Origin of the sequence: Pseudofrankia saprophytica (assembly GCF_000235425.2) — a bacterium.
GTDB lineage: Bacteria > Actinomycetota > Actinomycetes > Frankiales > Frankiaceae > Pseudofrankia > Pseudofrankia saprophytica.
This window is the reverse complement of record NZ_KI912266.1, coordinates 460,065-484,176: the sequence shown is the minus strand read 5'-3', so window position 1 is coordinate 484,176 and position 24,112 is coordinate 460,065. Positions and strand designations below refer to the sequence as shown.

Annotated in this window: 24 protein-coding genes; 20 read left to right on the top strand and 4 right to left on the bottom strand. The window is 72.2% G+C overall.

From position 1 onward, the window contains the following. The first annotated feature begins 31 nt into the window (after nt 1-31). The 3 genes from FRCN3DRAFT_RS0202100 to ccsB are packed head-to-tail and all read left to right on the top strand — an operon-like array spanning nt 32 to nt 4,307. A complete protein-coding gene (locus FRCN3DRAFT_RS0202100; protein WP_007516798.1) occupies nt 32-1,084 on the top strand; it encodes a cytochrome c biogenesis CcdA family protein in 1,053 nt (350 codons plus the stop codon). Continuing rightward, nucleotides 1,081-3,150, top strand: a complete 2,070-nt coding sequence (gene resB / locus FRCN3DRAFT_RS42220) for a cytochrome c biogenesis protein ResB (protein WP_007516796.1) — start codon at nt 1,081-1,083, stop codon at nt 3,148-3,150. The genes FRCN3DRAFT_RS0202100 and resB overlap by 4 nt, the downstream gene beginning before the upstream one ends. Further along, nucleotides 3,150-4,307 (top strand): c-type cytochrome biogenesis protein CcsB, encoded by a 1,158-nt coding sequence (ccsB, locus tag FRCN3DRAFT_RS0202090; protein ID WP_027140171.1) that lies wholly within the window; start codon nt 3,150-3,152, stop codon nt 4,305-4,307. The genes resB and ccsB overlap by 1 nt, the downstream gene beginning before the upstream one ends. Nucleotides 4,308-4,386: 79 nt before the next feature. On the opposite strand, the gene FRCN3DRAFT_RS0202085 is transcribed toward ccsB, so the two are convergent. Beyond that, nucleotides 4,387-4,815: a PLDc N-terminal domain-containing protein gene (locus tag FRCN3DRAFT_RS0202085; RefSeq protein ID WP_007520289.1), complete on the bottom strand. Its 429-nt coding sequence runs from the start codon at nt 4,813-4,815 to the stop codon at nt 4,387-4,389. Nucleotides 4,816-5,208: 393 nt separating this feature from the next. Between FRCN3DRAFT_RS0202085 and FRCN3DRAFT_RS0202080 the strand changes: the two genes are divergently transcribed. The 8 genes from FRCN3DRAFT_RS0202080 to FRCN3DRAFT_RS0202045 all read left to right on the top strand — a co-directional run bounded on the left by FRCN3DRAFT_RS0202080 (nt 5,209) and on the right by FRCN3DRAFT_RS0202045 (nt 11,707). Further along, nucleotides 5,209-6,660 (top strand): menaquinone biosynthesis decarboxylase, encoded by a 1,452-nt coding sequence (locus FRCN3DRAFT_RS0202080; RefSeq protein ID WP_007520291.1) that lies wholly within the window; start codon nt 5,209-5,211, stop codon nt 6,658-6,660. Beyond that, nucleotides 6,660-7,562 (top strand): menaquinone biosynthesis prenyltransferase MqnP, encoded by a 903-nt coding sequence (gene mqnP / locus FRCN3DRAFT_RS0202075; protein ID WP_007520292.1) that lies wholly within the window; start codon nt 6,660-6,662, stop codon nt 7,560-7,562. The genes FRCN3DRAFT_RS0202080 and mqnP overlap by 1 nt, the downstream gene beginning before the upstream one ends. Then, nucleotides 7,559-8,440, top strand: a complete 882-nt coding sequence (locus tag FRCN3DRAFT_RS42215) for a UbiX family flavin prenyltransferase (protein WP_007520294.1) — start codon at nt 7,559-7,561, stop codon at nt 8,438-8,440. The genes mqnP and FRCN3DRAFT_RS42215 overlap by 4 nt, the downstream gene beginning before the upstream one ends. A gap of 11 nt (nt 8,441-8,451) precedes the next feature. Then, nucleotides 8,452-8,799 carry a hypothetical protein gene (locus tag FRCN3DRAFT_RS49080; RefSeq protein WP_007520295.1) on the top strand — a complete coding sequence of 116 codons (348 nt, stop codon included), beginning with the start codon at nt 8,452-8,454 and terminating at the stop codon, nt 8,797-8,799. 115 nt (nt 8,800-8,914) lie between these two features. Beyond that, nucleotides 8,915-10,063, top strand: coding sequence for an aminofutalosine synthase MqnE (gene mqnE / locus FRCN3DRAFT_RS0202060; RefSeq protein WP_007520297.1), 1,149 nt, complete (start codon nt 8,915-8,917; stop codon nt 10,061-10,063). Nucleotides 10,064-10,075: 12 nt separating this feature from the next. Beyond that, the gene (locus FRCN3DRAFT_RS55780) at nt 10,076-10,435 is read left to right on the top strand and encodes a hypothetical protein (RefSeq protein WP_232793889.1); all 360 of its coding nucleotides are present in this window, start codon (nt 10,076-10,078) and stop codon (nt 10,433-10,435) included. A gap of 55 nt (nt 10,436-10,490) precedes the next feature. Then, on the top strand, nt 10,491-10,760 hold the full coding sequence (locus FRCN3DRAFT_RS0202050) for a DUF4229 domain-containing protein (protein WP_007519675.1): 270 nt from the start codon (nt 10,491-10,493) through the stop codon (nt 10,758-10,760). Then, nucleotides 10,757-11,707, top strand: coding sequence for a menaquinone biosynthetic enzyme MqnA/MqnD family protein (locus FRCN3DRAFT_RS0202045; protein WP_007519677.1), 951 nt, complete (start codon nt 10,757-10,759; stop codon nt 11,705-11,707). The genes FRCN3DRAFT_RS0202050 and FRCN3DRAFT_RS0202045 overlap by 4 nt, the downstream gene beginning before the upstream one ends. 52 nt (nt 11,708-11,759) lie before the next feature. On the opposite strand, the gene FRCN3DRAFT_RS0202040 is transcribed toward FRCN3DRAFT_RS0202045, so the two are convergent. Then, on the bottom strand, nt 11,760-12,941 hold the full coding sequence (locus FRCN3DRAFT_RS0202040) for a helix-turn-helix domain-containing protein (RefSeq protein ID WP_007519678.1): 1,182 nt from the start codon (nt 12,939-12,941) through the stop codon (nt 11,760-11,762). A gap of 651 nt (nt 12,942-13,592) precedes the next feature. Between FRCN3DRAFT_RS0202040 and FRCN3DRAFT_RS0202035 the strand changes: the two genes are divergently transcribed. The 8 genes from FRCN3DRAFT_RS0202035 (at nt 13,593) to cobA (ending at nt 20,918) form a co-directional block, all read left to right on the top strand. Beyond that, nucleotides 13,593-13,964 carry a response regulator transcription factor gene (locus tag FRCN3DRAFT_RS0202035; RefSeq protein ID WP_232794255.1) on the top strand — a complete coding sequence of 124 codons (372 nt, stop codon included), beginning with the start codon at nt 13,593-13,595 and terminating at the stop codon, nt 13,962-13,964. Nucleotides 13,965-14,106: 142 nt separating this feature from the next. Further along, a complete protein-coding gene (locus tag FRCN3DRAFT_RS57545) occupies nt 14,107-14,238 on the top strand; it encodes a putative leader peptide (protein ID WP_425343315.1) in 132 nt (43 codons plus the stop codon). Between the two features lie 126 nt (nt 14,239-14,364). After that, nucleotides 14,365-16,149, top strand: coding sequence for a nitrite/sulfite reductase (locus FRCN3DRAFT_RS0202030; protein ID WP_007519680.1), 1,785 nt, complete (start codon nt 14,365-14,367; stop codon nt 16,147-16,149). 1 nt (nt 16,150) lies between these two features. Continuing rightward, nucleotides 16,151-16,387 carry a hypothetical protein gene (locus tag FRCN3DRAFT_RS42205; protein WP_007519681.1) on the top strand — a complete coding sequence of 79 codons (237 nt, stop codon included), beginning with the start codon at nt 16,151-16,153 and terminating at the stop codon, nt 16,385-16,387. After that, a complete protein-coding gene (locus FRCN3DRAFT_RS0202020) occupies nt 16,387-17,058 on the top strand; it encodes a phosphoadenylyl-sulfate reductase (RefSeq protein WP_007519682.1) in 672 nt (223 codons plus the stop codon). Before FRCN3DRAFT_RS42205 ends, FRCN3DRAFT_RS0202020 begins: the two co-directional genes overlap by 1 nt. 304 nt (nt 17,059-17,362) lie before the next feature. Continuing rightward, the gene (locus tag FRCN3DRAFT_RS42200; RefSeq protein WP_232793888.1) at nt 17,363-18,826 is read left to right on the top strand and encodes a serine/threonine-protein kinase; all 1,464 of its coding nucleotides are present in this window, start codon (nt 17,363-17,365) and stop codon (nt 18,824-18,826) included. An 18-nt stretch (nt 18,827-18,844) separates the two neighbouring features. Next, nucleotides 18,845-19,126: a hypothetical protein gene (locus FRCN3DRAFT_RS0202010; protein ID WP_007519684.1), complete on the top strand. Its 282-nt coding sequence runs from the start codon at nt 18,845-18,847 to the stop codon at nt 19,124-19,126. A gap of 10 nt (nt 19,127-19,136) precedes the next feature. After that, nucleotides 19,137-20,918 (top strand): uroporphyrinogen-III C-methyltransferase, encoded by a 1,782-nt coding sequence (gene cobA / locus FRCN3DRAFT_RS0202005; RefSeq protein WP_007519685.1) that lies wholly within the window; start codon nt 19,137-19,139, stop codon nt 20,916-20,918. 1 nt (nt 20,919) lies between these two features. Here cobA and FRCN3DRAFT_RS0202000 read toward each other — a convergent pair whose 3' ends face one another. Then, nucleotides 20,920-21,315 carry a sirohydrochlorin chelatase gene (locus FRCN3DRAFT_RS0202000; protein ID WP_027140169.1) on the bottom strand — a complete coding sequence of 132 codons (396 nt, stop codon included), beginning with the start codon at nt 21,313-21,315 and terminating at the stop codon, nt 20,920-20,922. 187 nt (nt 21,316-21,502) lie between these two features. Further along, nucleotides 21,503-22,504: an NAD(P)/FAD-dependent oxidoreductase gene (locus FRCN3DRAFT_RS0201995; protein ID WP_007519687.1), complete on the bottom strand. Its 1,002-nt coding sequence runs from the start codon at nt 22,502-22,504 to the stop codon at nt 21,503-21,505. A 747-nt stretch (nt 22,505-23,251) separates the two neighbouring features. Between FRCN3DRAFT_RS0201995 and FRCN3DRAFT_RS42195 the strand changes: the two genes are divergently transcribed. After that, on the top strand, nt 23,252-24,112 hold an 861-nt coding region (locus FRCN3DRAFT_RS42195), incomplete at its 3' end, for a serine/threonine-protein kinase (RefSeq protein WP_232794254.1).

Sequence of the window (24,112 nt, the reverse complement as noted above, 5' to 3'; positions counted from 1 at the left end):
ACTCGCTGGCCCCGCACGCGGGGGACGGCGAGTGAGCGTCACCGGGTTGGTCACCGACGGACCCCTGTTGCTCGCGACCCCGGTCGCCGCCGCTGCCGGCCTGTTGTCCTTCTTCTCGCCCTGCGTTCTGCCGCTCATCCCGGGCTACCTCTCTTATGTCACCGGCCTGTCCGGCGCCGACCTGGAAGGCGAGCCTTCGACGGCGAGGAAGCGACAGGCCGCCGTTTCCTCAGCCTCGGATACGGACGCCGACCCGGCGGACGCGGTGCCTGAGGCGGCGCTCGTGGCCGCCGGAGTGGCCGCGTCGCCGCCGCCCGGCCTGGTCGCCGACGGCGTGCGGCCGGCGCATCAGTCGCCGCCCACCAGGCCCTCGACCGAGGGACCGGCCTCCGGCCAGCGGGTCGCGGGTCGGCCGCGGCCGACCGCGAGCACGACCACGGCTGCGACCACGACGGCCGTCCGGCGCGGGCTGGGCCGGCTGGGCGCCCTTCGTCGAGCGGGGCGGGTGACCGCGGGGACCGGGCTGTTCGTGCTCGGGTTCACGGTGGTGTTCGTGTCCTACGGCGCGGCCTTCGGCGGGCTCGGGCAGTGGTTGACGGTGCACCAGGCCGGGGTCGCCCAGGTGCTCGGCGCGGTCACGATCGCCATGGGCCTGTTGTTCGCCGGCGCGTTCTCCCGGCTCTCCCTGGCCAACCGGGAGTTCCGGATTCACCGGCTGCCCGCCAAGGGCCTGCTGGGCGCGCCGGTGCTGGGCGCGCTGTTCGGCCTCGGCTGGACGCCGTGCCTCGGCCCGACCCTCGCGGCCGTGCAGGGGCTGGCAGTGCAGAGTGGTACTCCCGGCCGCGGCGCGTTCCTGTCCGCGGTGTACTGCCTCGGCCTCGGGGTGCCGTTCGTCGTCGTCGGGCTCGCCTTCCGACGGGTCGCCGGCGCGCTGCGCGTGGTGCGTTCGCACGCCCGGCTGCTGACGGTCGCGGGCGGCGTGCTGCTCGTCGCCGTCGGGGTCCTGCAGGTGACCGGGCAGTGGGCGGACCTGGTCGCGACGCTGCGCCCCTACGCCCCCGGATTCGCGGAGACGCCGCTGTGACGCCACCCTCGACGACTTCCGTACCGAAGGCACCGGCCGCGAACGGGCCGGGCTCGGGAGAGCCGGACGCTCCGCTGCCCGCCGCGGGCGCTGGTACCGACCAGATCGTCGCCCATCCGGATGAGTTCTCCATCCCGGAGACGCCCGCCGCGCGGGCGGCCGCGACGAAGCCGAGGTCGAAGGCGAATGCCACGGCCGCCGGCGCCGGCGGAGGCGCCGCCGGTAGGGACGGCGTGGACGGCGGGGACGGCAGCCCGGCCCGAGCCGGTGGGCGCGGCCAGATCGCGCGGCTGCTCGACCCGCCGCGGCGGGCCTGGCGGGTGCTCACCAGCATGCGCACCGCGCTGATCCTGCTGTTCCTCCTGGCGGTGGCGGCCATCCCCGGCTCGCTCATCCCGCAGCGCACCATCAACCCGCTGAAGGTGCAGGAGTACTACGCCGCCCACCCGACCTGGGCGCCGATCCTGAACCGGCTCGGTGGATTCCACGTCTTCGGGGCGCCGTGGTTCGCGGCGATCTACCTGCTGCTGTTCATCTCGCTGATCGGCTGCCTGTGGTCGCGTGTGCAGTGGCACCTGCGGGCGCTCGTCGGCCGGCCGCCGGCGGCGCCGGCAAGGCCAGGCCGGCTGGCCGGCGGGTCGTCCTGGGCGAGCACGCTCCCGCCCGAACAGGCCGTGGCGTCGGCGGCCAAGGTGCTGCGCCGCCGGCGGTTCCGGGTGGCGGTGGCGCCGCCCGGCGCGACCCGCCCCGGCGGCGGCCCCGACCACTCGGTCGCGGCGGAGAAGGGCTACCTGCGCGAGACCGGGAACCTGATCTTCCACATCGCGCTCGTTGTCGTCCTGCTCGGCGTCGGCCTCGGCTCCTGGTTCGGTTACCAGGGCACCGTCCTGGTGATCCAGGGCGACGGCTACTCGAACACGCTGATCTCCTACGACCAGTTCAGCTCCGGCCAACTGGTCGACACGGCCAAGCTGCGACCGTTCTCCCTCAACCTGGACGACTTCAAGGCCACCTATGAGGCGAACGGCCAGCCCAAGGACTTCGTGGCGACGGTCGCCTACGCCGACGACCTGGACGCCCCGGCGAAGCGCGCCGAGATCCGGGTGAACCACCCGCTGAAGATCGGCAGCAGCAAGATCTACCTGTTGGGGCATGGCTACGCGCCGCACTTCGTGCTGCGCGACAAGAGCGGCAAGACGGTGTGGGAGTCGTACGTGCCGTGCACCCCGCGGGACGCGATGTTCACCTCGACCTGCACCGTCAAGATCCCCGACACCGGGCTGCCGGCCACCGGGCAGCTCAGGACGCCGCAGCAGCTGGCCTTCTCCGGCTTCTTCACCCCGACGACCAGCTTCGACCCGGCCCGGGGCCCCGTCTCGATCTACCCGGGGGCGGTCGCGCCCGGGGTGATCCTCACCGGCTGGGTCGGCAACCTGCACGTCAACGAGGGCATCCCGCAGAACATCTACGCGCTCGACACACGGGACCTCAAGCAGTTCAGCACCAACGGCCCGAGCGGGGACGCGAGGATCGCCCAGCTGCTGGCCCCGAACGACCCGAAGAACCGCACGATGACCGGCCTGCCCGGTGGCCTGTCGCTCGAGGTCGACGGCCTGCGCGAGTTCGCCACCTTCGAGACGAAGTCCGACCCGTACAAGAGCCTGGTGCTCTACGCGGCGATCGCGATCATCGCCGGGCTGGTGACGAGTCTGCGGATTCGCCGCCGCCGGGTCTGGGTCCGCGCCCGCCCGGCTGCCGGCGCGGGGAGCACCGTCGAGATCGGCGGCCTGTCCCGCTCGGACGCGGAGGGCTTCGCGGCCGAGCTCGCCGCCCTCACCGGCCAGATCCGGGTGGCCACGGAGCCTCCCGGCCTGGCCGCATCGCCGCCCCCGGCTCAGCCATCGCCGGCTCAGCCACCCCAGGCTCAGCCGTCGCCAGTTCAGCCATCGGCCGCCCCGGCGGCGACCAGCCCAGCCCGGGACGCCACGGACACCAGCGGGCAGGCGGAACCCTCCGCCGAACCCGATGACCAGAACAACCCCTCCAGCACCAGACGGGAGCCGTGATGGCCGTCAACGAGGGCCTCGCCCAGCTGTCCGATCATCTCTATGGCGGCAGCATGGCGGTCTACGCGGCCGCGATGCTCGGCTACGCCGCCGAGTTCGCCTTCAACCGCTTCGGCCGAACCGCGACGGACGCGGCCGGCGCCGGTGCCGGCGAGGCGGTGGCGGCGGGCGCGGCGCGCGAGCCGGCGCTCGTCGGCGCCGCCGCCCGGTCGGCCGCCGCGGCCGGGACCGCCCAGCTCGCCGGCAGCGCCCCTGGCTCTGAGCTGGCGACCCCAGCCGGGAAGGCGGCGCCAGCCGTCGGCACGACAGCCGGGCGCGCCGGTGGCGACGCCCCGGACTCGGCCGACGGCGAGGCCGAGCCGGCCAGGGCGCGTCTCATCGGCCGGATCGCCGTGGTGCTCACGGTGCTCGGCTGGGGGCTGCACATCAGTTCCATGGCGACCCGCGGCTTCGCGGCCCACCGGGTGCCCTGGGGCAACATGTACGAGTTCTCGTCGATGATCTGCCTGATCGCGATCACGGCGTTCCTCGCGCTGATGATCCGTTACCCGGTGCGTTGGCTCGGCGTGTTCGTCACGTTCCCGGTGCTGGTGTACATGGGGTTCGCCGGGACGGTGCTCTACGTCGCGGCCGGGCCACTGGTGCCGGCGCTGAACTCGTACTGGCTGAAGATCCACGTGGTCGCCGCGATCCTGTCCAGCGGCATCTTCCTGGTGTCCGCGGTGATGACGGTGCTGTTCCTGGTCAGGGACCGCTGGGAGCACAGGCTGGCGGAGGTCGCCGCCGGCCGGGCCGATGTCTCGGGAGCGATGCGCAGCCGAGGCGGCATCGTGATGCGGCTGCCGTCGTCGGGCACGCTCGACACGCTGACCTACCGGCTGATCGCCTTTGGCTTCCCGATCTGGACGTTCGCCGTCATCGCCGGCGCGATCTGGGCCGAGGCCGCCTGGGGCCGGTACTGGGGCTGGGACCCGAAGGAGACCTGGTCGTTCATCACCTGGGTCTGTTACGCCGCCTACCTGCACGCACGGGCGACCGCCGGCTGGCGCGGCCGCAAGGCCGCGGCCGTCTCCCTGGTCGCCTTCAGCGCCCTGTTCGTCGACTACTACCTGGTCAACCTCGTCATCTCCGGCCTCCACTCCTACGCGGGCGTCTGACCGGGACGAGCGGAACCCGGCGAGGCGCTCCGCGTCTCGCCGGGTGACTGCCTCAGCCGGATGGCTGCGGGTGACTGCCTCAGGCGCGGGGGGACGGGCCGTCGGGGTCCTGGCGGCGCAGGCGCTCGGAGAGTTCGAGCAGGAACTCGGGGTCGTCGTCGGGGCCGCGCGGGCGGTCGGGCTGCTCGAGCCAGTGGACGCGCCCCCGCGCACGGCCCAGGCCGCTGGAGCGGCGCGGCGGCACGGCGTCCCACCGGCCGGAGCCGCCGTAGGCCGGGTGCTGGCGACGGGCGGAGCGCGCGCCGCCCCGGCCGATGGCCGACCGCGGCCGGCCGAAGATGAACCAGAGCACGCAGCCGATCGGCCCGAGCAACAGGCCGAAAAGCAGGATGATCATGATCCAGACGGGCTTGGACAGCACCCGGATGTTGTCCCGAGGGGTTCGCGCGATGTCCACGATCACATAGGCCATGGCCGCGCAGACCACGACGTAGAGCAGGAGAACCATCGGCTCGTCGCCCCCCTTTCCGGCTAGCCGTTCCTCTTGCGCCGTTTACGGCCCTTGACCCACCCTACGACGTCGACGAGACGTGCCCCGCCCAGTGGCCGCGTCCGAGCCAGTGCTCTGACCAGGGTCTTCATCTCGGCAGGGGTGGCTCATCGGCTGGGTGCGGGTGGTGTCCCGTTGAAGCCAGTGTGCGCCCTGGCTGGTGGCGCCGTCTGGCCAGTGGCGAGAACCGCCCTTCCCACCGATCGGGCGACCGGTGCCGCGCCACCCGCCCGTTCGTCCTGACCAACGCCGAGTCGTCCACCGATATGCCGCCGGACGGCGAGGTGGGTGACCAGGCGGACGGCCGAGCGCACTGGACGTGGGGAGGAGGTGCGCTGGGAGGATGGCGGCATGGCATGGGCGGATCTGCGCGCGTTTCTGGTCGACCTGGAGAAGCACGGTGAGCTGCGTCGCGTGAAGGCGACGGTGGACCCGGCGCTGGAGGTGACCGAGATCGTCCAGCGGGTCGTGCGCGCCGGCGGTCCGGCCCTGCTGTTCGAGAACCCGGCCGGCTCGGACATGCCGCTGGCCATCAACGTCTTCGGCACCGAGAAGCGGATGGCGAGGGCTCTCGGCGTCGAGCGGCTCGACGACCTGGGCGACCGGATCGCCGACATGCTTCGCCCCGAGCTGCCGCAGGGCTTCTCCGGCATGCGCGAGGCGCTCGGCAAGGCCGCCCGGCTGACGAACATGCCGCCGAAGAAGGTCCGCACGGCGCCCTGCCAGGAGGTCGTCTACAAGGGCGACGAGGTCGACCTGTTCCGGCTGCCGGGCGTCACCTCCTGGCCGGACGACGGCGGCGCGTTCCTCAACCTGGGCCTCACGCACACCCGCCATCCGGAGACCGGCGCCCGCAACCTCGGCATGTACCGGCTGCAGCGGCATGACGAACGCACCGTCGGCATGCACTGGCAGATCCACAAGGACTCCAACGCCCACCACGCGGTCGCCGAACGGCGCGGCGAGCGGCTGCCGGTCGCGATCGCGTTCGGTTGCGACCCGGCGGTCACCTACGCCGCGTCCGCGCCGCTGCCCGCCGACATCGACGAGTACCTGTTCGCGGGCTTCCTGCGCGGCGAGCGGGTCGAGCTGGTCGACTGCGTGAGCGTCCCGTTGCAGGTCCCGGCGAACGCGCAGATCGTGCTGGAGGGCTGGCTCGAGCCGGGGGAACGCCGCCCGGAGGGGCCGTTCGGCGACCACACCGGCTTCTACACCCCGGTCGAGCCCTTCCCCGCGCTGCACGTCGAGGTGATGACGATGCGGAAGGACCCGATCTACCAGACGATCGTCGTCGGCCGGCCCCCGCAGGAGGACGGCCCGATGGGAAAGGCCACCGAGCGCATCTTCCGGCCGCTCATCAGGATGCTGGTCCCCGAGATCGTCGACTACGACCTTCCCGAGGCCGGCGTCTTCCACAACTGCGCGATCGTCTCGATCGACAAGCGCTACCCGAAGCAGGCGCAGAAGGTCATGCACGCCGTCTGGGGCGCCGGGCTGCTGTCGCTGTCCAAACTGGTGATCGTCGTCGACGCCGACTGCAACGTGCACGACTACACCGAGGTCGCCTGGCGGGCGTTCGGCAACGTCGACTACGCCCACGACCTGGTCACGACGATCGGCCCGGTCGACCACCTCGACCACTCGTCCTACGAGCAGTTCTGGGGCGGCAAGGCCGGCATCGACGCCACCAGGAAGCTCCCGACCGAGGGCTATCGCCGAGCCGGCGGCTGGCCGGCCGAATGCGTGATGGACGACGCGACCCGCACCCTGGTCACCAACCGCTGGAAGGAGTACGGACTCTGATGACTGAAGCTGCGTGGTTGCCGGGGGTGACGGCGCGGCCGCGGGCATTCCTGCGGCTGGTGATGATCGAACACTCGGTGTTCGCCTTGCCGTTTGCCTATGTGGCGGCGCTTGCGGCTGGGTTTCGGGTCTCGCGGTCGGTGCACTGGGCCGATCTGGCGCTGGTGACCGTGGCGATGGTCGCCGCCCGGACGTTCGCGATGGCGGCCAATCGGATCATCGACCGGGAGATCGACGCCCGTAACCCGCGTACCGCGCACCGGGAGCTGGTCACCGGTGTGGTGGCCGTTCGTACCGCGATCATCGGGGCGGTCGTGGCGCTGGCGGTGTTCCTCGCCGCGGCGGCGGCCCTCGGCTGGCTGTGTCTGGCGCTCGCCCCGGCGGCCGTCGCCCCGTTGGTCGTCTACCCCTATGCCAAGCGGTTCACGAACTTCCCGCAGGTGGTCCTCGGGGTCGCGCAGGCGGTGGCACCGATCGGCGCCTGGATCGCGATCACCGGCCACTGGTCATGGCACGCCGTGTTGCTCGGGCTGGCGGTCGGCAGCTGGATCGGCGGCTTCGACCTGATCTACGCCTGCCAGGACGTCGAGGTTGACCGCCGGATCGGGGTCAGGTCCGTGCCGGCGCGGTTCGGGGTGCGAGCGGCGCTCGTCGCCTCGGCGGTCACCCACGTCGTGACGTTCGCCCTGTTCGTGCTGTTCGGGCTGGCCGAGGGGTTCGGCGCCCTCTGGTGGGTGGGGCTGGGGCTGACCGCGGTCGCGTTCGGCTACGAGCACGCGATCGTCACCCCGAACGACCTGTCCAAGGTCAACCGCGCGTTCTTCACGGCGAACGGCTTCGTCGGCATAGCGCTGTTCGGCTTCGCGCTCCTCGACCTGATCGCGCGCGGCCTCGCCGCGTGACCGCGTTCCCCGGCGGATGGTCGGGCGACGTCCGCGACGGCGCCGCGTCCAGCGAGGAGCTCGGCGACGGGCCTGGTGAGGGCCCCAGCGAGGCGCGGCGCCCATGGGTCGTCGGGGTCAGTGGGGCAAGCGGGACGCCGTACGCCGCGTCGGTGCTGCGCGGCCTGCTGGCCGCCGACCGACCGGTGGACCTGGTGCTCTCCAGGGCCGCGCGGCTCACCCTGCTGGACGAGACCGGGATCGCCTGGCGCGACGGCGACGGCGCGTGGCCCGGGGCGCTCGCCCAGTGGCTCGGGACGACGCTCGCCGGTGCCGGCCGTCCCGACCGCGGGCTCATCGCCGAGCAGGCCGCTCGGCTGGTGCGGGTGCACGGCGCCGACAACCTGGCCGCCGGGCCGAGCAGCGGTTCCTACCCGACCCGGGGAATGATCGTCGTACCGGCCAGCACCGCGTCGATCGCGGGAATCGCGCTCGGCCTGTCCAAGGACCTGCTGCAGCGCGCCGCCGACGTGACCCTCAAGGAGGGCCGGCGCCTGGTGGTGGTGCCACGCGAGATGCCGTTCACCGGTGCCACGCTGCGCCATCTCCTGGCGCTGCACGACGCGGGCGCGGTCGTCGCCGCGGCGAGTCCCGGCTTCTACGCCGGCGCGGCGGACGCGCAGGCGCTCGTCGACTTCGTCGCCGGCCGGGTGCTCGACGCGGCGGGTGTGCCCAACACGCTTTTCCGGCGGTGGGCGGGAGAACTCGGCGCGGCGCGTACGTACCGGCCGGGACCTGGCACAGTAGACGACACGCCGACCGGCGAGAACGGCGAAAACGGGGCGGACGCGGACGCGGGCACCGGAATGGGCCAGCGCCTCGGCGGACCAAGGGACTGAAGGAGATCGGGATGGCACGCGGGCGGAACCAGGGGGCCGCGGCGCAGCCGAAGGCGTCGGCCAAGTCGAAGGCGTCGGAGGCCAAGGCGAGGCCCGTGACGACGGTGAGGCCGAAGAAGGCGACGGCCGAGAAGCCTGAGAAGCCCGTGCACGAGCCGGCAGACCTGAAGGCGGCGCTTCCCTACTTCCTCATCCGGATCGCGGTCTTCGCCGTGATCACAGTGGTTCTCATTCTCGTCGGCTTCTACGTCCTCTGGGCATTGCTGATCGGGATGATCGCGGCCTCCGTCGTGACCTGGCCGATCGCGCGCATCCAGAAGCGCGTCGCCCACCGCGACACCGCCAAGCCGGGCAAGTAGCTCGGCCAGCTCGGCCGGGTAGGGAGACGCAGGGGGAGGCCGGCGGCCCGGCGTCCCTTGTGCCGGTGGTCTCGTCGTTGATGATCGCGTCGTCCGTGGGTCTACGCTCTTCGTTATGGATGCCGGACTGAAGCGGGAGCTCGAGCAGAAGGTCCTTGCCGGAGAACGGCTGGACCAGGCCGACGGAGAGGCGCTGTACGCGACCGACGACCTCGCCTGGCTCGGCGGTCTCGCGCACGAGGTGCGGACCCGCAAGAACGGGAACCAGACGTTCTTCAACGTCAACCGGCATCTCAACCTGACGAACGTCTGCTCAGCCTCCTGCGCCTACTGCTCCTTCCAGCGGAAGCCGGGCGAGGCCGACGCGTACACGATGCGCATCGAGGAAGCCGTTCGGCTGGCCAAGGAGATGGAGCCGTCCGGCATCACCGAGCTGCACATCGTCAACGGCCTGCACCCGACGCTGCCGTGGCGGTACTACCCCCGCTCGCTGCGCGAGCTGAAGGCCGCGCTGCCGGGCGTCGCGCTCAAGGCATTCACCGCGACCGAGATCCACTGGTTCGAGAAGATCAGCGGCCTGACCGCGGACGCGATCCTCGATGAGCTGATCGACGCGGGTCTGGAGTCGCTGACCGGCGGTGGCGCCGAGATCTTCGACTGGGAGATCCGGCAGCAGATCGTCGGTCACGAGACGCACTGGGAAGACTGGTCGCGCATCCACCGGCTCGCGCACGCCAAGGGTCTGCGCACGCCGTGCACGATGCTCTACGGCCACGTCGAGCAGCCCCGGCACCGCGTCGACCACGTGCTCCGGCTGCGTGAGCTGCAGGACGAGACGGGTGGCTTCACCGTCTTCATCCCGCTGCGTTTCCAGCACGACGCCGCCGGCGACCCGCGCAACCGGCTGATGAACCAGCCGATGGCCACCGGCGCGGAAGCACTCAAGACGTTCGCTGTCTCCAGGCTGCTGTTCGACAACATCGACCACGTGAAGTGCTTCTGGGTGATGCACGGCCTGACGACCGCCCAGCTCGCGCTGAACTTCGGCGCGGACGATCTGGACGGCTCGGTCGTCGAATACAAGATCACTCACGATGCCGACCGGTTCGGCACACCGAACACGATGACCCGGGACGACCTGCTCACGCTGATTCGCGACGCCGGCTTCCAGCCGGTCGAGCGCGACACCCGCTACCGGGTGATCCGCACTTTCGACGGTCCGGACCCGGCCCGCCGCGACGTTCCCCAGCCGATCGACGCGTGAACGAGGGCTGACGTGACCGCCGATCAGGAGAGGACTCCCGCGGCCGCCCAGGCGCCCGGCGGCGCGCCGTCGTCGCCCGCGGTCACGTCCGCGGGCTCGGCGCCGGCCGGCCGGCCGGCGCCCGGCCCGGACCGGGCGGGGCGTCCGGCTCCCCTCCCGCCCGGCCACGCCGGCATCGGGTCCATCTTCGTACTGGCGTTCATCGTGATCCTGGTGCCCGGGATCGCGGTCTACCTTGTCCTGCACGCGCTCGGCCTGGGGCTCGGCCCGGCTTCGCTGCTGGGGTTGCTGACGGTCATCGTCTGCCTGGCCTGTTACCCAAGCGTGCTGCTCCGGCTGGGATGGGTACGTAAGCGTCCCCGTCGTCGTTAGTTCCGGAGAATTCTGGAAATCACCGGATGGCTCGCCGGAAGTACTGGAGGGGCAGATGACCAAGTCCGTGCCGCTGAAGCCCGAGACGGGCCTGGTGGCCTCGTCCAAGGCGCCGCCGGGGCTGCTTGCGATCAACCTCCGCTACTTCGCGCTGCGCGCCGTGCTGTTCGGCGGGGTGCTGGCGGCCGTGCTGTTGCTCGGCGTCAACGGGTGGCTCGCCTTCTTCGCCGCGCTCGTCGTCAGCGGGGTGATGAGTTTCCCGCTCGCGCTGCGCCAGCGACGGGCCGCGCAGCGGGCGTTCGAGGCCCGCCGGGGGCAGCAGTGACGCTGCGGGCAGGTCCCGGCGGCGTCGACGGCGTCGGCGCCTCCGAGGCCGCCGCGGGCGAGGCGCCCGACGGGGCGGACGGCCCACATACCGGGGCGGCCGGCGTCCCGAGCCGGCCGCGGGTGGGTCACATCCAGTTCCTCAACTGCCTGCCCCTCTACTGGGGCCTGGTGCACTCGGGCGCGCTGCTCGACCTCGACCTGTTCAAGGACACGCCGGACCGCCTGAGCGAGGCGCTCGTCGCCGGGGACCTGGACATCGGCCCGATCAGCCTCGTCGAGTACCTGCGGCACGCCGACGAGCTCGTCGTGCTGCCCGACCTCGCCGTCGGCTCGGATGGGCCGGTGCTGTCGGTGGTGCTGAGCACCCAGGTGCCGATCGGCGAGATCCGCTCGGTGGCGCTCGGCTCCACGTCGCGCACCAGCGTGTTGCTGGCCCGGATGATGCTCGAGGACCGCTTCGGGGTGCGTCCCGACTACCTCACGATGCCGCCGGACGTGCCGATGATGCTGCGTGAGGCCGACGCGGCGGTGACGATCGGAGACGTCGCACTGCGGGCCTACTACGAGCACGAGCAGGGTGGGCCGGGCCACCAGCCGACCGTGCTCGACCTGGGCGCGGCCTGGCGGGAGTGGACCGGCCTGCCGATGGTCTTCGCCCTCTGGGCGGCTCGCCGCGACTTCGCGCGGGCACACCCCGGTCTGGTGAAGGAGGTCCACGGCGCCTTCCGGGCGAGCCTCGACCTCGCGCTCGCCGAGGTGACGACGGTCGCGACCAGCGCGGCGCGCTGGGAGGTCTTCGACCCGGCTTCGCTCGTCCGCTACTTCACGACGCTGGACTTCCGGCTCGGCCCCCGTCAGCTCGAGGGCATCACCGAGTTCGCGCGCCGCGCCAGCACCCGCGGCGCCGTCCCCCCGCTGCGCGAGATCCTCTTCGCCGACGTCTGACGGGGGCTCGGACGCCCTCGTCGGACTGGGTCTTCGTCAGACTGAACCCCTGTTAGACCGGGGGGTGGAACGCGCGCGAGATGCCGTACGGCGGGCGTTCGCGCCGCGCGCTGGTGGTGGCGAACCGGGCGATCCGGCCCTTGACCAGCGCGACCAGCCGCGGAGTGCTGGCCCGCCCGCCGGGGGCGGTCATCAGGTCCGAGAGGCCGCGCCACGGCGGGCTGGCCGGCTCGGCGTCGAGAAATGCCCGCTCGTGGGCGTCCGGCCGACCGGCCGCCAGCTCGTCGGCGCGGCGCATGATCGGGTCGGACGACGCCTCGGTGGCGCCGGCGGTGGCCGCGTAGCCGATCCGGTCGGGCTCGTCATAGCCGTCGACATAACCGTCGGCCAGGAAGATCTGGCCGGTGTCGGCCAGCTCGGCCTCGTCGGTGAGCTTCAGCTGGTCGGCGAAGGCGGCCGGGTCGATGAACCGCGCCGGGCCCGCCTCGCGGGACGGGTCCGCGCGGTCGTCACCGTCGCGGTGGACGACCGTTTCCGCGTGCCGCGCCGCCTCACCCACCAGCCGGTTGACCGCCAGCGTCCAGGCCCGCAGCCCCTCGTGGCCGGTGAGCTCGGTGAAGACCGCGGCCTCCAGGCAGCAGGTGCTCGCGCCGCCGAGGTCGCCCATGTCGAGCAGAGCGATCGCGAGCAGCCCCGCCAGGTGCCCGGCGATCATGTAGAGCCGGAACTGCTGGTGCGGCAGCATCGGGGTGCGCAGCAGGGCGTCGACGAACTCCTGCTGGTCGAGGACCTGGTCGCAGACGTCCTGGGGGCTGAGGCCGTCCGCCATCGCGATCAGCTCGCCCACCATGCGGTCCAGGTAGTCGAGGTCATTGTCGCGGCGGCGGTTGTGCAGCAGGTCGTCGACCCGGCGGCGGGACTCACGCTCCGGGTCGCGCGGCCGGCCGGCCCGTTCGGCGCGCGCCGCCATGGCCTGGTCGCGCAGCGCGACCAGCGCCCCGTCGGCGCTCAGCGCCGCGTCGACGGCGACGACCACGGGCCGAGGAGGAATTCCCTTGCTCGGCTGTTCGAGCTGGCTGACGTACTGACGGCTGTAGCCGGTCCGCCGCGCCACGTCGTCACGGGAGAGCCCGCGGGCGCACCTGTGCCGACGAACCTCCTGATGGAAGATCTCCTCGGCGGTGGCCGCGCCTTCCGGGCCACGGCTGCTCTGCCGGTTGCCCGAATGCCGCATCTGCGCTCCACTCGTCCCGGCCGCGGTCATACTGTCGCGATGCGGCAGCCCGCCGCACAGTCGGGCTGTACGGCGACCATGCCGCGAAGGCCGACCGGCGAGGCCCTTCGAGGAGGCCCTACCGACGGGATTAGGTCGCCGCATGACCATGTCGCCACATGACCCACGTGCGTGTCACTGTTGGTGATCAGTCTATTGCGTCGAGCACCATATCCGGCTAGAGGCCAAAGGTCCCATACGCGTACGGTCACCTTGATTACTGGTTGTATGTGGCGCGACTGCACATCGCGACGGCTTCCGGGGCGCCCGGGGCGTGGTGAGGCCCCCGCCCGGGCCATGCGCGAATACCACCCTGAATGACGATGGGCACACCTTGTGTGGTCCGGTAGAACGGTACGAGTGGACCGGCACCTCCAGACGGGCGCCGAGGCGGTTGAGACCGAGGCGGTTGAGATCGAGGCGCTCCAAGCTGTTCGTCGCCGTCCGGACAGCTTCCCCGTCGGAAGCGAGATCCGTCCGGACGGTGTCGCGCGTCCAGGAAGCCCAGGGAGTGGTCCCCGGGTCGTCGAGCCGTCCCGGGCCGTGGGTCCGGGCCTGGCCGGGGCTGGCGCCGAAGGGGCGGTGCCCCGCCACGGGGCGGGCCCGTTGCGAGTGGTCGTCGCGGATGACGCCGACGGCGTGCGCGACCTGATCTGCCTCCTGCTGGACCTGGAGCCGGACTTCACCGTGGTGGGCCGGGCCGCCAACGGCGCCGAGGCGATCGACCTCGTCGCCGAGACCGGTCCCGATCTCGTCATCCTCGACGTCGCGATGCCGGTGCTCGACGGGATCGCCGCGCTGCCCAGGGTCCGCCGGCTGGCGCCGGCCGCCCGGGTCGTCGTCTTCACCGGCTTCTCCGCGTACACCGTGCGCGACGAGGCTCTCGCGCTCGGAGCCGACGACGTGATGGAGAAGGGGCTCGGCTCGGGCCCGCTCGTCGACCGCCTGCGCGCCGTCTGCCGGCGTCCGGCCCCCAGCCGCTGATCCCCGCGATCCGCCGCCCCTGCTGCGCCGGCATCCACTATTCCCATTCATCCGGTGGGTAATTGTGGTTAGCTCAGCGTGCAGAGGATCGATTAGGCCACAACTGCGGCACGGCGGTCACATCTGTGAAACCATAGGTCCCATGTCTGCGCCCCAACCGACCATGCGGCCACTGGCCATGGCGGTTGAGGATGTTCCGGAGCTTCTGCTGGTCGAGCGGCTACACGTCGACCTGCTCCGGGTAGCCAGCGCCTGCTGTCGTCGCGCCTGCTGACCCCGCCGTTCCCTTTCGCCGGTCACGGCCCAGTTCCCTGGGTCCGTCCTGCCTGCCGGGGACGTTCCCGGATCCTGGCGCCGTCCAGCCGTTCGGCGCTCCGCTAACCGCGTCGCGAGAGATCAGATGACTTCTCCTGCACGGCCCGCCCGTCCGGCCCGTCCGAAGGGCCAGGGCCAGTGGGCCCTTGGCTACACCGAGCCGCTCAACGCCAACGAGCGGATGAAGAAGGACCAGGGCGGCCTCGAGGTCCGTGACCGGATTCTCAACCGTTACCCCTATACCGGGTTCGACAGCATCGACCCGCAGGACCTGCGCGGCCGATTCCGCTGGTGGGGTCTTTACACCCAGCGCAAGCCCGGCATCGACGGTGGCCGTACCGCGATCCTGGAGCCCGAGGAGATCGAGGACTCCTACTTCATGCAGCGGATCCGCCTCGACGGCGGCCGGATGACGTCCGACCAGCTGCGGGTGATCGGCGACATCTCGACCCGTTACGGCCGGGACGTCGCCGACGTCACCGACCGGCAGAACATCCAGCTGCACTGGATCCGCATCGAGGACGTCCCCGCGATCTGGGGCGCGCTCGAGGGCGCCGGCATGACCACCGAGGAGTCCTGCGGCGACACCCCGCGCGTCATGCTCGGCTGCCCGCTCGCCGGCGTCGACGGCGACGAGATCATCGACGCCACCCCGGCGATCGAGGAGACCGTGCGCCGCTTCGTCGGTGACCCGTCGCTGGCGAACCTGCCGCGCAAGTTCAAGTCGGCGATGTCCGGCTGTGCCGACCACTGCACGCTCCACGAGATCAACGACATCGCCTTCGTCGGCGTCGTCCACCCGGAGCTCGGGCCCGGCTACGACCTGTGGGTCGGCGGCGGCCTGTCCACGAACCCGAAGCTGGGCGTCCGGCTGGGAACGTTCGTGCAGCCGGAGCGGGTCGCCGAGGTCTGGCATGGCGTCGCCTCCCTGTTCCGCGACTACGGCTACCGCCGGATGCGCACCCGTGCCCGGCTGAAGTTCCTGGTCGCGGACATGGGCACCGAGTGGGTGCGGGCCACCCTGGAGAAGGAGTACCTCGACACGCCGCTGCCGGACGGCCCGCCGCCGGCGCCCCCGCGCTCCGAAGGGCGCGACCACGTCGGCATCCACCGGCAGGCGGACGGCAGGTTCGCCGTCGGTTTCGCGCCGCGCGCCGGCCGGCTCACCGGGACGACGCTGACGACCGTCGCGAACCTCGCCGACCAGTACGGCCAGGGCCGCATCCGTGCGACCACGTCGCAGAAACTGGTCATCCTCGACGTCGCCGAGAGCGACGTACCGGCGCTCGAGCAGGACCTGGCGGCGCTCGACCTGGTGGTGCGCCCGAGCGTGTTCCGCCGCGGCACGATGGCCTGCACCGGCATCGAGTTCTGCAAGCTCGCGATCGTCGAGACCAAGGCCAACGCCGCCACTCTCATCGAGGAGCTGGAGCGGCGGCTGCCCGAGTTCGACGAGCCGATCGGGATCAACGTCAACGGCTGCCCGAACGCCTGCGCCCGTTTCCAGGTCGCCGACATCGGCCTGAAGGGGTCGCTCGTCCCCGGGCCGGGCGGCGAGATGGTCGAGGGCTTCCAGCTGCACCTCGGTGGACATCTCGGCACCCGCTCGCGGCTTGGCCGCAAGTCACGCGGCCTGAAGATCACCTCGGCCGAGCTGGTCGACTACGTCGTCGGGCTGCTGAAGACCTACCAGGCCGAGCGCGCCGACGGCGAGGCGTTCGCCGACTGGGTCGAGCGAGCGGACGAGTCGATCCTCACCCACGACGCGGTCATGGCGCACCTTGTGAGCGCAGGAGCGAGTGAAGCCGGACCTGCCGGATCGGCTCCGCAGGCTCCGCCGATCCGGCAGGCACCCCGGGAGCGAACCTGAGATGGCGAGCACGGGTCGCGCGGTGCCTTTCTACTGCCCGTACTGCGGCGAGGAGGACCTCGTCCCCGACATCCCGGAGGGCGCGACGGGCGAGGGCCACGGCCACTGGGCGTGCCGCGCCTGCCAGCGCTCCTTCCGGCTGAGCCTCACCGCGCTCGCCAGCGCCACCACGACCACCAGCACCACCTCTCGCACCCCGCGCACAACTGGCACCACCGCACCAGAGGAGAACGGCTGATGGACGCCGGATTGAAGACCCGCGCGGAGCACGCCGGCAGGAACCTCGCCGACGCACCCGCCGAGGAGGTGCTGCGCTGGGCCGTCGACGAGTTCGGCACCAAGCTCGTCGTCGCGGCGTCGATGGCCGAAGCCGTCCTCGTCGACATGCTCGCGAAGATCCGTTCGGACGTGCCGGTCGTCTTCATCGACACCGGTTACCACTTCGCCGAGACGGTCGGGACCCGCGACGCGGTGGCCGCCACCTACAACCTGCCGCTGATCAGCGTCCGGCCGCAGCTGACGGTCGCCGGCCAGGACGCCGTCCACGGCAAGGATCTGTACGCCAGCGATCCGGACCTGTGCTGCCGGATGCGCAAGGTCGTCCCGCTGGACCGGGCGCTCGCCCCGTACAAGGCCTGGGCGGCCGGCTCGCGGCGGGCCGAGTCGGCCGGCCGGCGCGAACTGCCGGTCGTCGGCTGGGACGAGCGGCGCGGCAAGGTGAAGATCCACCCGCTCGCGACCTGGACGGACGAGGACGTCGAACGCTACGTCGCCGAGCACAACGTCATCGTCAACCCGCTGCTGTCCGACGGCTACGAGTCGGTCGGCTGCTGGCCCTGCACCCAGCGCGGCGCCGGCCGCGCCGGCCGCTGGGCCGGCTCCACCAAGACCGAGTGCGGAATCCATTGATTGCTCCCCAGCTATTTTTGCGCCAGCAAAGATAGCTGGGTCCCTCGCCGCGGGCCGGGCGGGAGCAATGCCTGTTGGGTGTGACCAGTAGGTGGGGCCCTCGCCCGGATGGTTTGGGCAAGGGCGGAGGTCCGCCGGCGCTCGATCGCCGCCGCCTACCCCCCGCCGCTCGCTCCGAGATGGTCCCGGCGGCCCGATCCCTCACGGCGTCGCGAACGTCGTTTCGCGGCCGATGAGACGGGTAACGCCCCACCCATCCCGATTTGTGCTGGTGACGCGGGGGAGAGCGCCGGTCGAGTGCGCTGTGAGCGAGGTGGCTATGTCGTCGAGCGATGGGACCCGCAAGGTTTTGCGGGCGAGCGACCCGACAGCCGTAGGCCACTATCGGCTCAGTGCTCGGCTTGGCAGCGGCGGGATGGGCATTGTCTACCTCGGCTCGGACCCCTGGGGCGGGCAGGCCGCGGTCAAGGTGCTGCGCGACGACCACCACGGCGACCAGGCCCTGCGCCGCCGGTTCGCCCGGGAGGTCGTCGTCGTCGCGGCGATCGACAGCCCGCGGGTGGCCAGGTTGCTGGACGCCGACCCGCTCGCCGAGCAGCCGTGGCTGGCGACCGAGTACGTGCCAGGGCTGACGCTGACGGACTCGGTGCTGGCGGACGGGCCGATGTCCGATGACGGGCTGCGTGCCTTGGCAGCCGGGGTGGCCGACGCGCTGCGCGCGGTCCACGAGGCGGGCGTGGTACACCGGGATCTCAAGCCCAGCAACATCATGCTGGCCGCCGACGGTCCGAAGATCATCGATTTCGGCATTGTGGCCGGCCTGCCGGAGACGGTGACCGCGTCCGGCATCGTGCTGGGCAGCCTCGGCTACATCGCTCCGGAGCTTCTCGTCGACGGTGGCCGGCCGAGCCCCAAGGCCGACATCTTCGCCTGGGCGCTGACATTGGTCTTCGCCTCGACCGGGCGGTCGCCGTTCGGCGACGGTCCGGTCGAGGCGCTGCTCTACCGGACCGTCAACACCGTTCCGGATTTGCGCGCCATCCGGGGCAGCCTGCGCGGCCTTGTCGCGGCGGCCCTCGACAAGGACCCGCGGCGTCGTCCCACCGCGAGCGAGATCCTGCGGCAGCTTGAGGGAACCCCGGGTGGTCCCGGCGCGGACAGGCCGGTTCTCGACGCGCCCTCGGCGGATGCGCCGACGACGGATCTACGCGTGCGACCCGCGGTGGGCTCGACCGCCGCCGCCGTCCTCGGGCCGACCGAGGGGGCGGCGCGCGGGGACCGGTCCGCCGAATCCCTGCCTGCCTGGGCTGGCCACCCTGCCGACCAGGCCGAGACGAGGCCCGGCCCGCGACCCGCATCCCGGGCCGGGACGGGTGCGCGGCGACGGCGTGTCCTGCTCCCGGCGGCCAGTGCGGCCGCCGCACTTGCCGTCACGGCGACCGCACTGGTCGCCGCGGCGCCGGAAAGCTCTCCCGGAACGGCCAACACGCAGCGGTCGCCGCTGACGGCCTCCGTAGCCCCTGCCTCGACGGTGCCCGCACCGGCCGACCCGGTGACGACCGCCGCGCCCGTCGCTGTGGGAACCGATCCGGCAGGCCAGCGGATCGGCGAGCCGGCGGCATCCCAACCGCTGTCCACCGCGCCCGACCCGTCGCCGAGCGAGCCTGGCTCGGGCAAGCCGAGAACCGCGGCGCGGCCGTCGTCCGTCGGTCAGTCCAGAGGCTCCGGCCGGCCGCACGACTCGAAGCCGCCGCGAGGTCGGGGCTGACCGGTCCGGTTGGGGAGCATGGCCAACGCCGGCAACCTCCTCGAGGAGCTGGAACGCCGCCTGCCGGACTTCGACGAGCCGATCGGCATCAACATCAACGGCTGCCCGAACGCCTGCGCACGCTTCCAGGTCGCCGACAGCCGGCTGGGTCGAGCGCGTCGACAAGTTCGGCACCAAGCTCGTCGTCGCCGCGTCGATGGCGAGGCCGTCCTCGTCGACATGCTCGCGAAGACCCGTGGGTTGGGTGGGAGCAATGCCCTTGGGGCGACTGGGCGGCGGGTTGGCGCCCTAGGTCGGTAACGTTCCGTGGGTGGCCAGCGGGGGGCGGAACGGCGCCGGGACCTCGTCGCGCTCGGGCGGCGCCGGGGGAGGGCGCCGTGGTCACGTCTGGCTGGTCGGCGCGGGCCCCGGCGACCCCGGCCTGATCACCGTGCGTGGTGCCGAACTCCTCGCGGGCGCCGATGTCATCGTCACCGACCTGGCGGCGGATGCCCCCCTGCACGGCTACCTCCGCGCCGGCGCCGAGATCGTGCGCGTCGGCCCGGATGGGGACGTGCGCGGCCAGGACGAGGCGAACGCGGTGCTGGTCGACCGCGCGCGTAGCGGTGCCCGGGTCGTGCGGCTCAAGGTGGGTGACCCCTACCTGCTGGGTCGGGGCGGCGAGGAGTCCGAGATGTGCGCGGCGGCCGGCATCGGCGTGACCGTCGTGCCGGGGGTGTCGTCCGCGCTCGCGGGTCCGGCCTACGCCGGCATCCCGGTCACCCACCGGGGCATCGCCCAGGACGTCGCGATCGTCGCCGGCCATCTGCCGCCGGGCCACCCGGACTCGACGGTGGACTGGTCGGCGCTCGTCTCGCCGTCGCTCACCGTCGTGATCATGATGGGGGTCGCGCACCTGGTCGCGATCGCGGAGGCGCTGCTCGCGGCCGGCCGCGAGCCGAGCACCCCGGTCGCCGTGGTGGAGCGCGCCACCACCCCAGCCCAGCGGGTGCTGCGCACCACGCTGGAGTCGCTGGGCGCGGACGCGGTCGAGACGGGGGTGCGGTCGCCGGCCGTGATCGTCGTCGGTGACGTCGCGGCCCGCATCGACGCCCGCGGCACGGCCTCCCGGCCAGCGTCGGCGCGTCCCCTCCCGCCGCGCCTCCCGGCGCCGGCCAGGACGAGAACGCGGTCATGGCCAGAACCGGGGCCAGAGCCGAATCCCGGGTCGAGGCCACAGCCAGGGTTGGGGCCAGGGCCGGGGCCTGACCGTGAGCAGGAGGAACGCGAGGACGTGGACAGGCGGGGTGCCCCGGAGGAGCGCGGTGGCCAGCCGGGCCGGCTGGCGCTGCCCACGGCGCCGGCGGACGGCGCCGCCTGCCCGCTGACGGGCATGCGGGTGCTGGTGCCGCGCACCAGGGACCGCCCCGGCCTGCTCGCGCGCGACCTGCGCCGCCAGGGCGCCGAGGTGGTCGAGACGGTGGTGTCGCGCCTGGCACCGGTACCGGACGCGGGCGCGCTCCTGGAGGCGCTGCCTGGCGCGGACGCGCTGGTGCTCGCTGACGCGGACGAGGTGTCCGCCGTGGTCACGCTGCTTCGTGGCGCCGGGCGGGACGTCCGGGCGCTCGCCGGCCTCACGCTGGTCTCCGCGTCCGAGTCCGCCGTGGCGGCCCTGGACGCGCTCGGGCTCGCGAACGTCCCGTCCTCGGCCCAGGTGCAGGTGGCACACGTCATAGTCCCCGAGATCCCGGTGACCGGCCTGCGGGTCGCCGTCTGCGCCGCCGCCGCGCCGCCGATGGGCGTCCGGACGGTCCGCCGGATCACCCTGCAGACCGACATCCCGGCGCAGGCGGACCCGATGATCGCCCACGAGCTTCGCCGCGCCGCGCTCCACGCCGTCGCGTTCGCCTCGTCCACGGCCGCCCGGGTGACCGCCGAGCTCTACGGCCCGCTGCCGCCCGGCCTCCTGGTGGCCGCGATGGGCCGGCGCACGGTCGTCGCCTGCCGCGAGGCCGGCATCCGGGTCGACGCGGTCGCCGACGAGCCCGGCATCGCCGGCCTCGTCACCGCCCTCTGCCGCCTGGCGGCGCCCCCCGAGGACCGCCAGACCTGACTTAGGGCAGGCGATCGGCGATGCGGGCCCGGACCGTCGCGACGACGCCGGGATGCAGGCCGAGCGGCTCGGTCACCGTCCAGGTGGTGTGTGGATGCCTCGCCTGGGCCGCCGCCAGCGCGTCCGGAATATCCCGTGCGGTGTGCTTTCCCGCGAACAGGAAGAACGGATGCGCGACGATCTCGGTACATCCGGCCGTGACCAGCGCGGCATACCCGTCGGCGATGTCCGGCCGCAGCACGTCCAGGAAGGCCGCCTCCACCGCGTCCCAGGCCGGCGATGTTCCGGTTGCGGTGTCAACCGTCGGCTCGGCCGCCAGCGCCGTCGCGAGGGCCCGCACGGTCGCGTTGGCCTCTTCCCGTCGCGACCCGTGCCCGATGACCAGCAGCCCACGCATGCCCCCAGTCTGCGCCGCCACACAGGCGTCGCCCCTCAGGGCACTGAAGATCGCCAGATCTGTAGCCGAATCCGAACTGCGAGCCTTCGTTAGTGCGGATTGCCATACAGATATGGCGATCAAGCGCACTCGCCACCGTCTGGTGGGCGGGCGTGGTCCCGGTGGCGATCAACCGCCGCGCGGGGCCTCAGGCGGCGGGGGTGCCGTCGTCGGAGCTGTGGCCGGGGAAGACCTTGAGGGACGGGTCGATGACCGGGGCCGCGTTGTTGACGGCGGTCGCGACCTCGCCGAAGCCGGTGGCGATCAGGCGGACCTTGCCGGGGTACTCGGTGATGTCGCCCGCGGCGAAGATGCGCTCGACGCCGGTGTACATCGTCGTGTCCACCACGATGTGCCGCTTGTCGATGTTGAGGCCCCAGCGGGTGAGCGGGCCGAGGTCGGCGGTGAAGCCGAGGGCCGCGACGACGGCCTGGGCCTCGCGGACCTGACGCTCGCCGGACTTGCTGTGCACCAGCTCGACCTTCTCGATCCGATCGTCGCCGGTGATGCTGGCGACCTCGGTGAAGGTGAGCACCTCGCAGGAGGACGCGTTCACGCGGTCGACGGTGTGCTGGTGGGCGCGGAACTTGTCCCGGCGGTGCACGATGGTGACCGACTTCGCCAGCGGCTCGAGTGCCAGCGCCCAGTCGAAGGCGCTGTCGCCGCCGCCGACGACCACGACGTCGAGGTCGCGGTAGTCGTCCAGGCGAGGCACGAAGTACACCAGACCCCGGCCCAGGTGCTCGGTGCCCGTCGGCAGCGGGCGCGGGGTGAAGGTGCCGAGGCCGCCGGTGATGACGATGACCTTGGCATGCACCCGCAGGCCCTGTGCGCTGGTCACCAGCACGCCATCCGGCTGGTGGTCGATCTCGGCGGCCTGGTGGCCGAGCAGGTAGGTGGGGTTGAACGGCGCTACCTGCTCCACCAGGGCGTTAACCAGCTCACGCCCACGAATGGCGGGAAAGCCTGCGACGTCGTAGATGACCTTCTCTGGGTACATGGCGGTCACCTGGCCGCCGGGCTCGGGAAGTGAGTCCATCAGCGCGACCGACATGCCGCGGAAGCCCGCGTAGTAAGCGCCGAACAGCCCGGCCGGGCCGGCGCCGACGATGAGCATGTCGACCGACTGGTCGACGGACGTGTCACCCATGCCGTATCTCCATCCGCTGGCAGCCGGGCTCCGGCCCTGGGGATCGCTCCGGGCCCGGCTGGGCCCGGACCACCGATGGCCCGACCGTGCCAGAGGGCCAAGGGCGTGCGGAAGTGATCTTCCTATGCACGCCCGGCGGCCGTTGCCCCAAGGATCTAATAGGACAACGCCCCGGCCCGGCGGAGTCCTTCCGCTCGGGCCGCCCAGGCTCCGGTTCGATGCCACTGGAGTACTCCTGGGCCCTCATACTGCCCGACGCCCGGGTCACGTGCCCTGATCCGGCTTGTCGGAGAGTCGGCCGGCTCGCGTCGCGCTGACCGCCGGACGTGGGCGGTAGCGCCCGCGGTGGTCGGCGGTGGCCGGTGGACTGTGACGACCGTCGCGCCTTTTGCGCTGGAAAGGTCAGAACTTAGACAAGTTGCCGGCGGGCGCTGGCCGGCGGGTTACCGTCGGCCAGTACAAGGCCAGAGGTCCAGGATCACCGTCCTCAGAAGACGGACTCAGGAGACCAGCTCAGGAGACGGGTTCAGTGGCCTGGTCCAGTGGTCTTCGGGAGCCTTCGGAAGCTTCAGGCCGCCAGGGAGTCGAGCGCCATGCGATCCGGATCATGGTCCGGATGTGCGGACGATCGTGGACGATAGAATGAGGTCGACGAGCGGGGTGCCAGTGTCGGAGCGATCGGTCTGGACGGAGCGGGCCGCGGGGCCGCCGGTTCCCGGTGAGCCGCTGCGCTCGTCCGACCCGCGCATGATCGGCCGGTACGAGCTGCTGAGCCGGCTCGGCGCCGGTGGGATGGGCGCCGTCTACCTCGGCCGGAACTCCAATGGCCGACGGGTCGCGATCAAGGTGATCCGCGGCGAGCTGGCCAACGACCCCGAGTTCCGGGCCCGATTCGGCGACGAGGTGACGGCCGCCCGGCGGGTCGCGCCCTTCTGCACCGCCGAGGTCCTCGACGCCGACCCGGACGCCCGGCAGCCGTACCTCGTCACCGAGTACATCGACGGCAAGCGGCTGGACACCGTCGTCGAGGAGTCCGGCCCGCTGGGTACGTCCACGCTGCAGGGCGTCGCCATCGGCGTGGCGAGCGCGCTGACCGCGATCCACGGCGCCGGGATCGTGCACCGCGACCTCAAGCCCAGCAACGTCATGCTGTCCTACTCGGGCCCCCGGGTGATCGACTTCGGGATCGCCCGCGCGCTGGACGCCGTCGCGAACCGGACCCGTTCCGGCATCGTGCTCGGGTCGCTCGGCTGGATGGCCCCCGAGCAGATGGAGGGCAGCCCGGTCGGGCCCGCCACCGACATCTTCGCCTGGGGCCTACTGATCGGCTACGCCGCGACGGGCGTGCACCCGTACGGCGAGGGCACCTTCTACGAGATCTCCGAACGGGTGCTCGTCGGCAAACCCGACCTCTCCGGCCTCCCGTCCGAGCTGCGCGCCGTCGTCGCCGCGACGCTGGGCCGCGACCCGCGGCTGCGCCCGTCGGCGGACCAGATCCTGCTGACGCTGCTGGGTGAGACCGGGCGGGGCAACGTCCGGGCGGCCGCGACCCGGGTGCTCGGCGGCACGTGGCCGGGCGTCGAGCAGAGCGCCGCCGGGCTCGACCCG

Coding starts and splice junctions, on each gene's coding strand:
- mqnP (WP_007520292.1), top strand. CDS start 6,660: ATGACTGAAGCTGCGTGGTTGCCGGGGGTGACGGCGCGGCCGCGGGCA.
- FRCN3DRAFT_RS0202020 (WP_007519682.1), top strand. CDS start 16,387: ATGGACGCCGGATTGAAGACCCGCGCGGAGCACGCCGGCAGGAACCTC.
- FRCN3DRAFT_RS0202000 (WP_027140169.1), bottom strand. CDS start 21,315: ATGCGTGGGCTGCTGGTCATCGGGCACGGGTCGCGACGGGAAGAGGCC.
- ccsB (WP_027140171.1), top strand. CDS start 3,150: ATGGCCGTCAACGAGGGCCTCGCCCAGCTGTCCGATCATCTCTATGGC.
- FRCN3DRAFT_RS0202040 (WP_007519678.1), bottom strand. CDS start 12,941: ATGCGGCATTCGGGCAACCGGCAGAGCAGCCGTGGCCCGGAAGGCGCG.
- FRCN3DRAFT_RS0202030 (WP_007519680.1), top strand. CDS start 14,365: ATGACTTCTCCTGCACGGCCCGCCCGTCCGGCCCGTCCGAAGGGCCAG.
- mqnE (WP_007520297.1), top strand. CDS start 8,915: ATGGATGCCGGACTGAAGCGGGAGCTCGAGCAGAAGGTCCTTGCCGGA.
- FRCN3DRAFT_RS0202085 (WP_007520289.1), bottom strand. CDS start 4,815: ATGGTTCTCCTGCTCTACGTCGTGGTCTGCGCGGCCATGGCCTATGTG.
- FRCN3DRAFT_RS49080 (WP_007520295.1), top strand. CDS start 8,452: ATGGCACGCGGGCGGAACCAGGGGGCCGCGGCGCAGCCGAAGGCGTCG.
- FRCN3DRAFT_RS0202080 (WP_007520291.1), top strand. CDS start 5,209: ATGGCATGGGCGGATCTGCGCGCGTTTCTGGTCGACCTGGAGAAGCAC.
- FRCN3DRAFT_RS57545 (WP_425343315.1), top strand. CDS start 14,107: ATGTCTGCGCCCCAACCGACCATGCGGCCACTGGCCATGGCGGTTGAG.
- FRCN3DRAFT_RS42205 (WP_007519681.1), top strand. CDS start 16,151: ATGGCGAGCACGGGTCGCGCGGTGCCTTTCTACTGCCCGTACTGCGGC.
- FRCN3DRAFT_RS0201995 (WP_007519687.1), bottom strand. CDS start 22,504: ATGGGTGACACGTCCGTCGACCAGTCGGTCGACATGCTCATCGTCGGC.
- FRCN3DRAFT_RS0202010 (WP_007519684.1), top strand. CDS start 18,845: ATGGCCAACGCCGGCAACCTCCTCGAGGAGCTGGAACGCCGCCTGCCG.
- FRCN3DRAFT_RS0202050 (WP_007519675.1), top strand. CDS start 10,491: ATGACCAAGTCCGTGCCGCTGAAGCCCGAGACGGGCCTGGTGGCCTCG.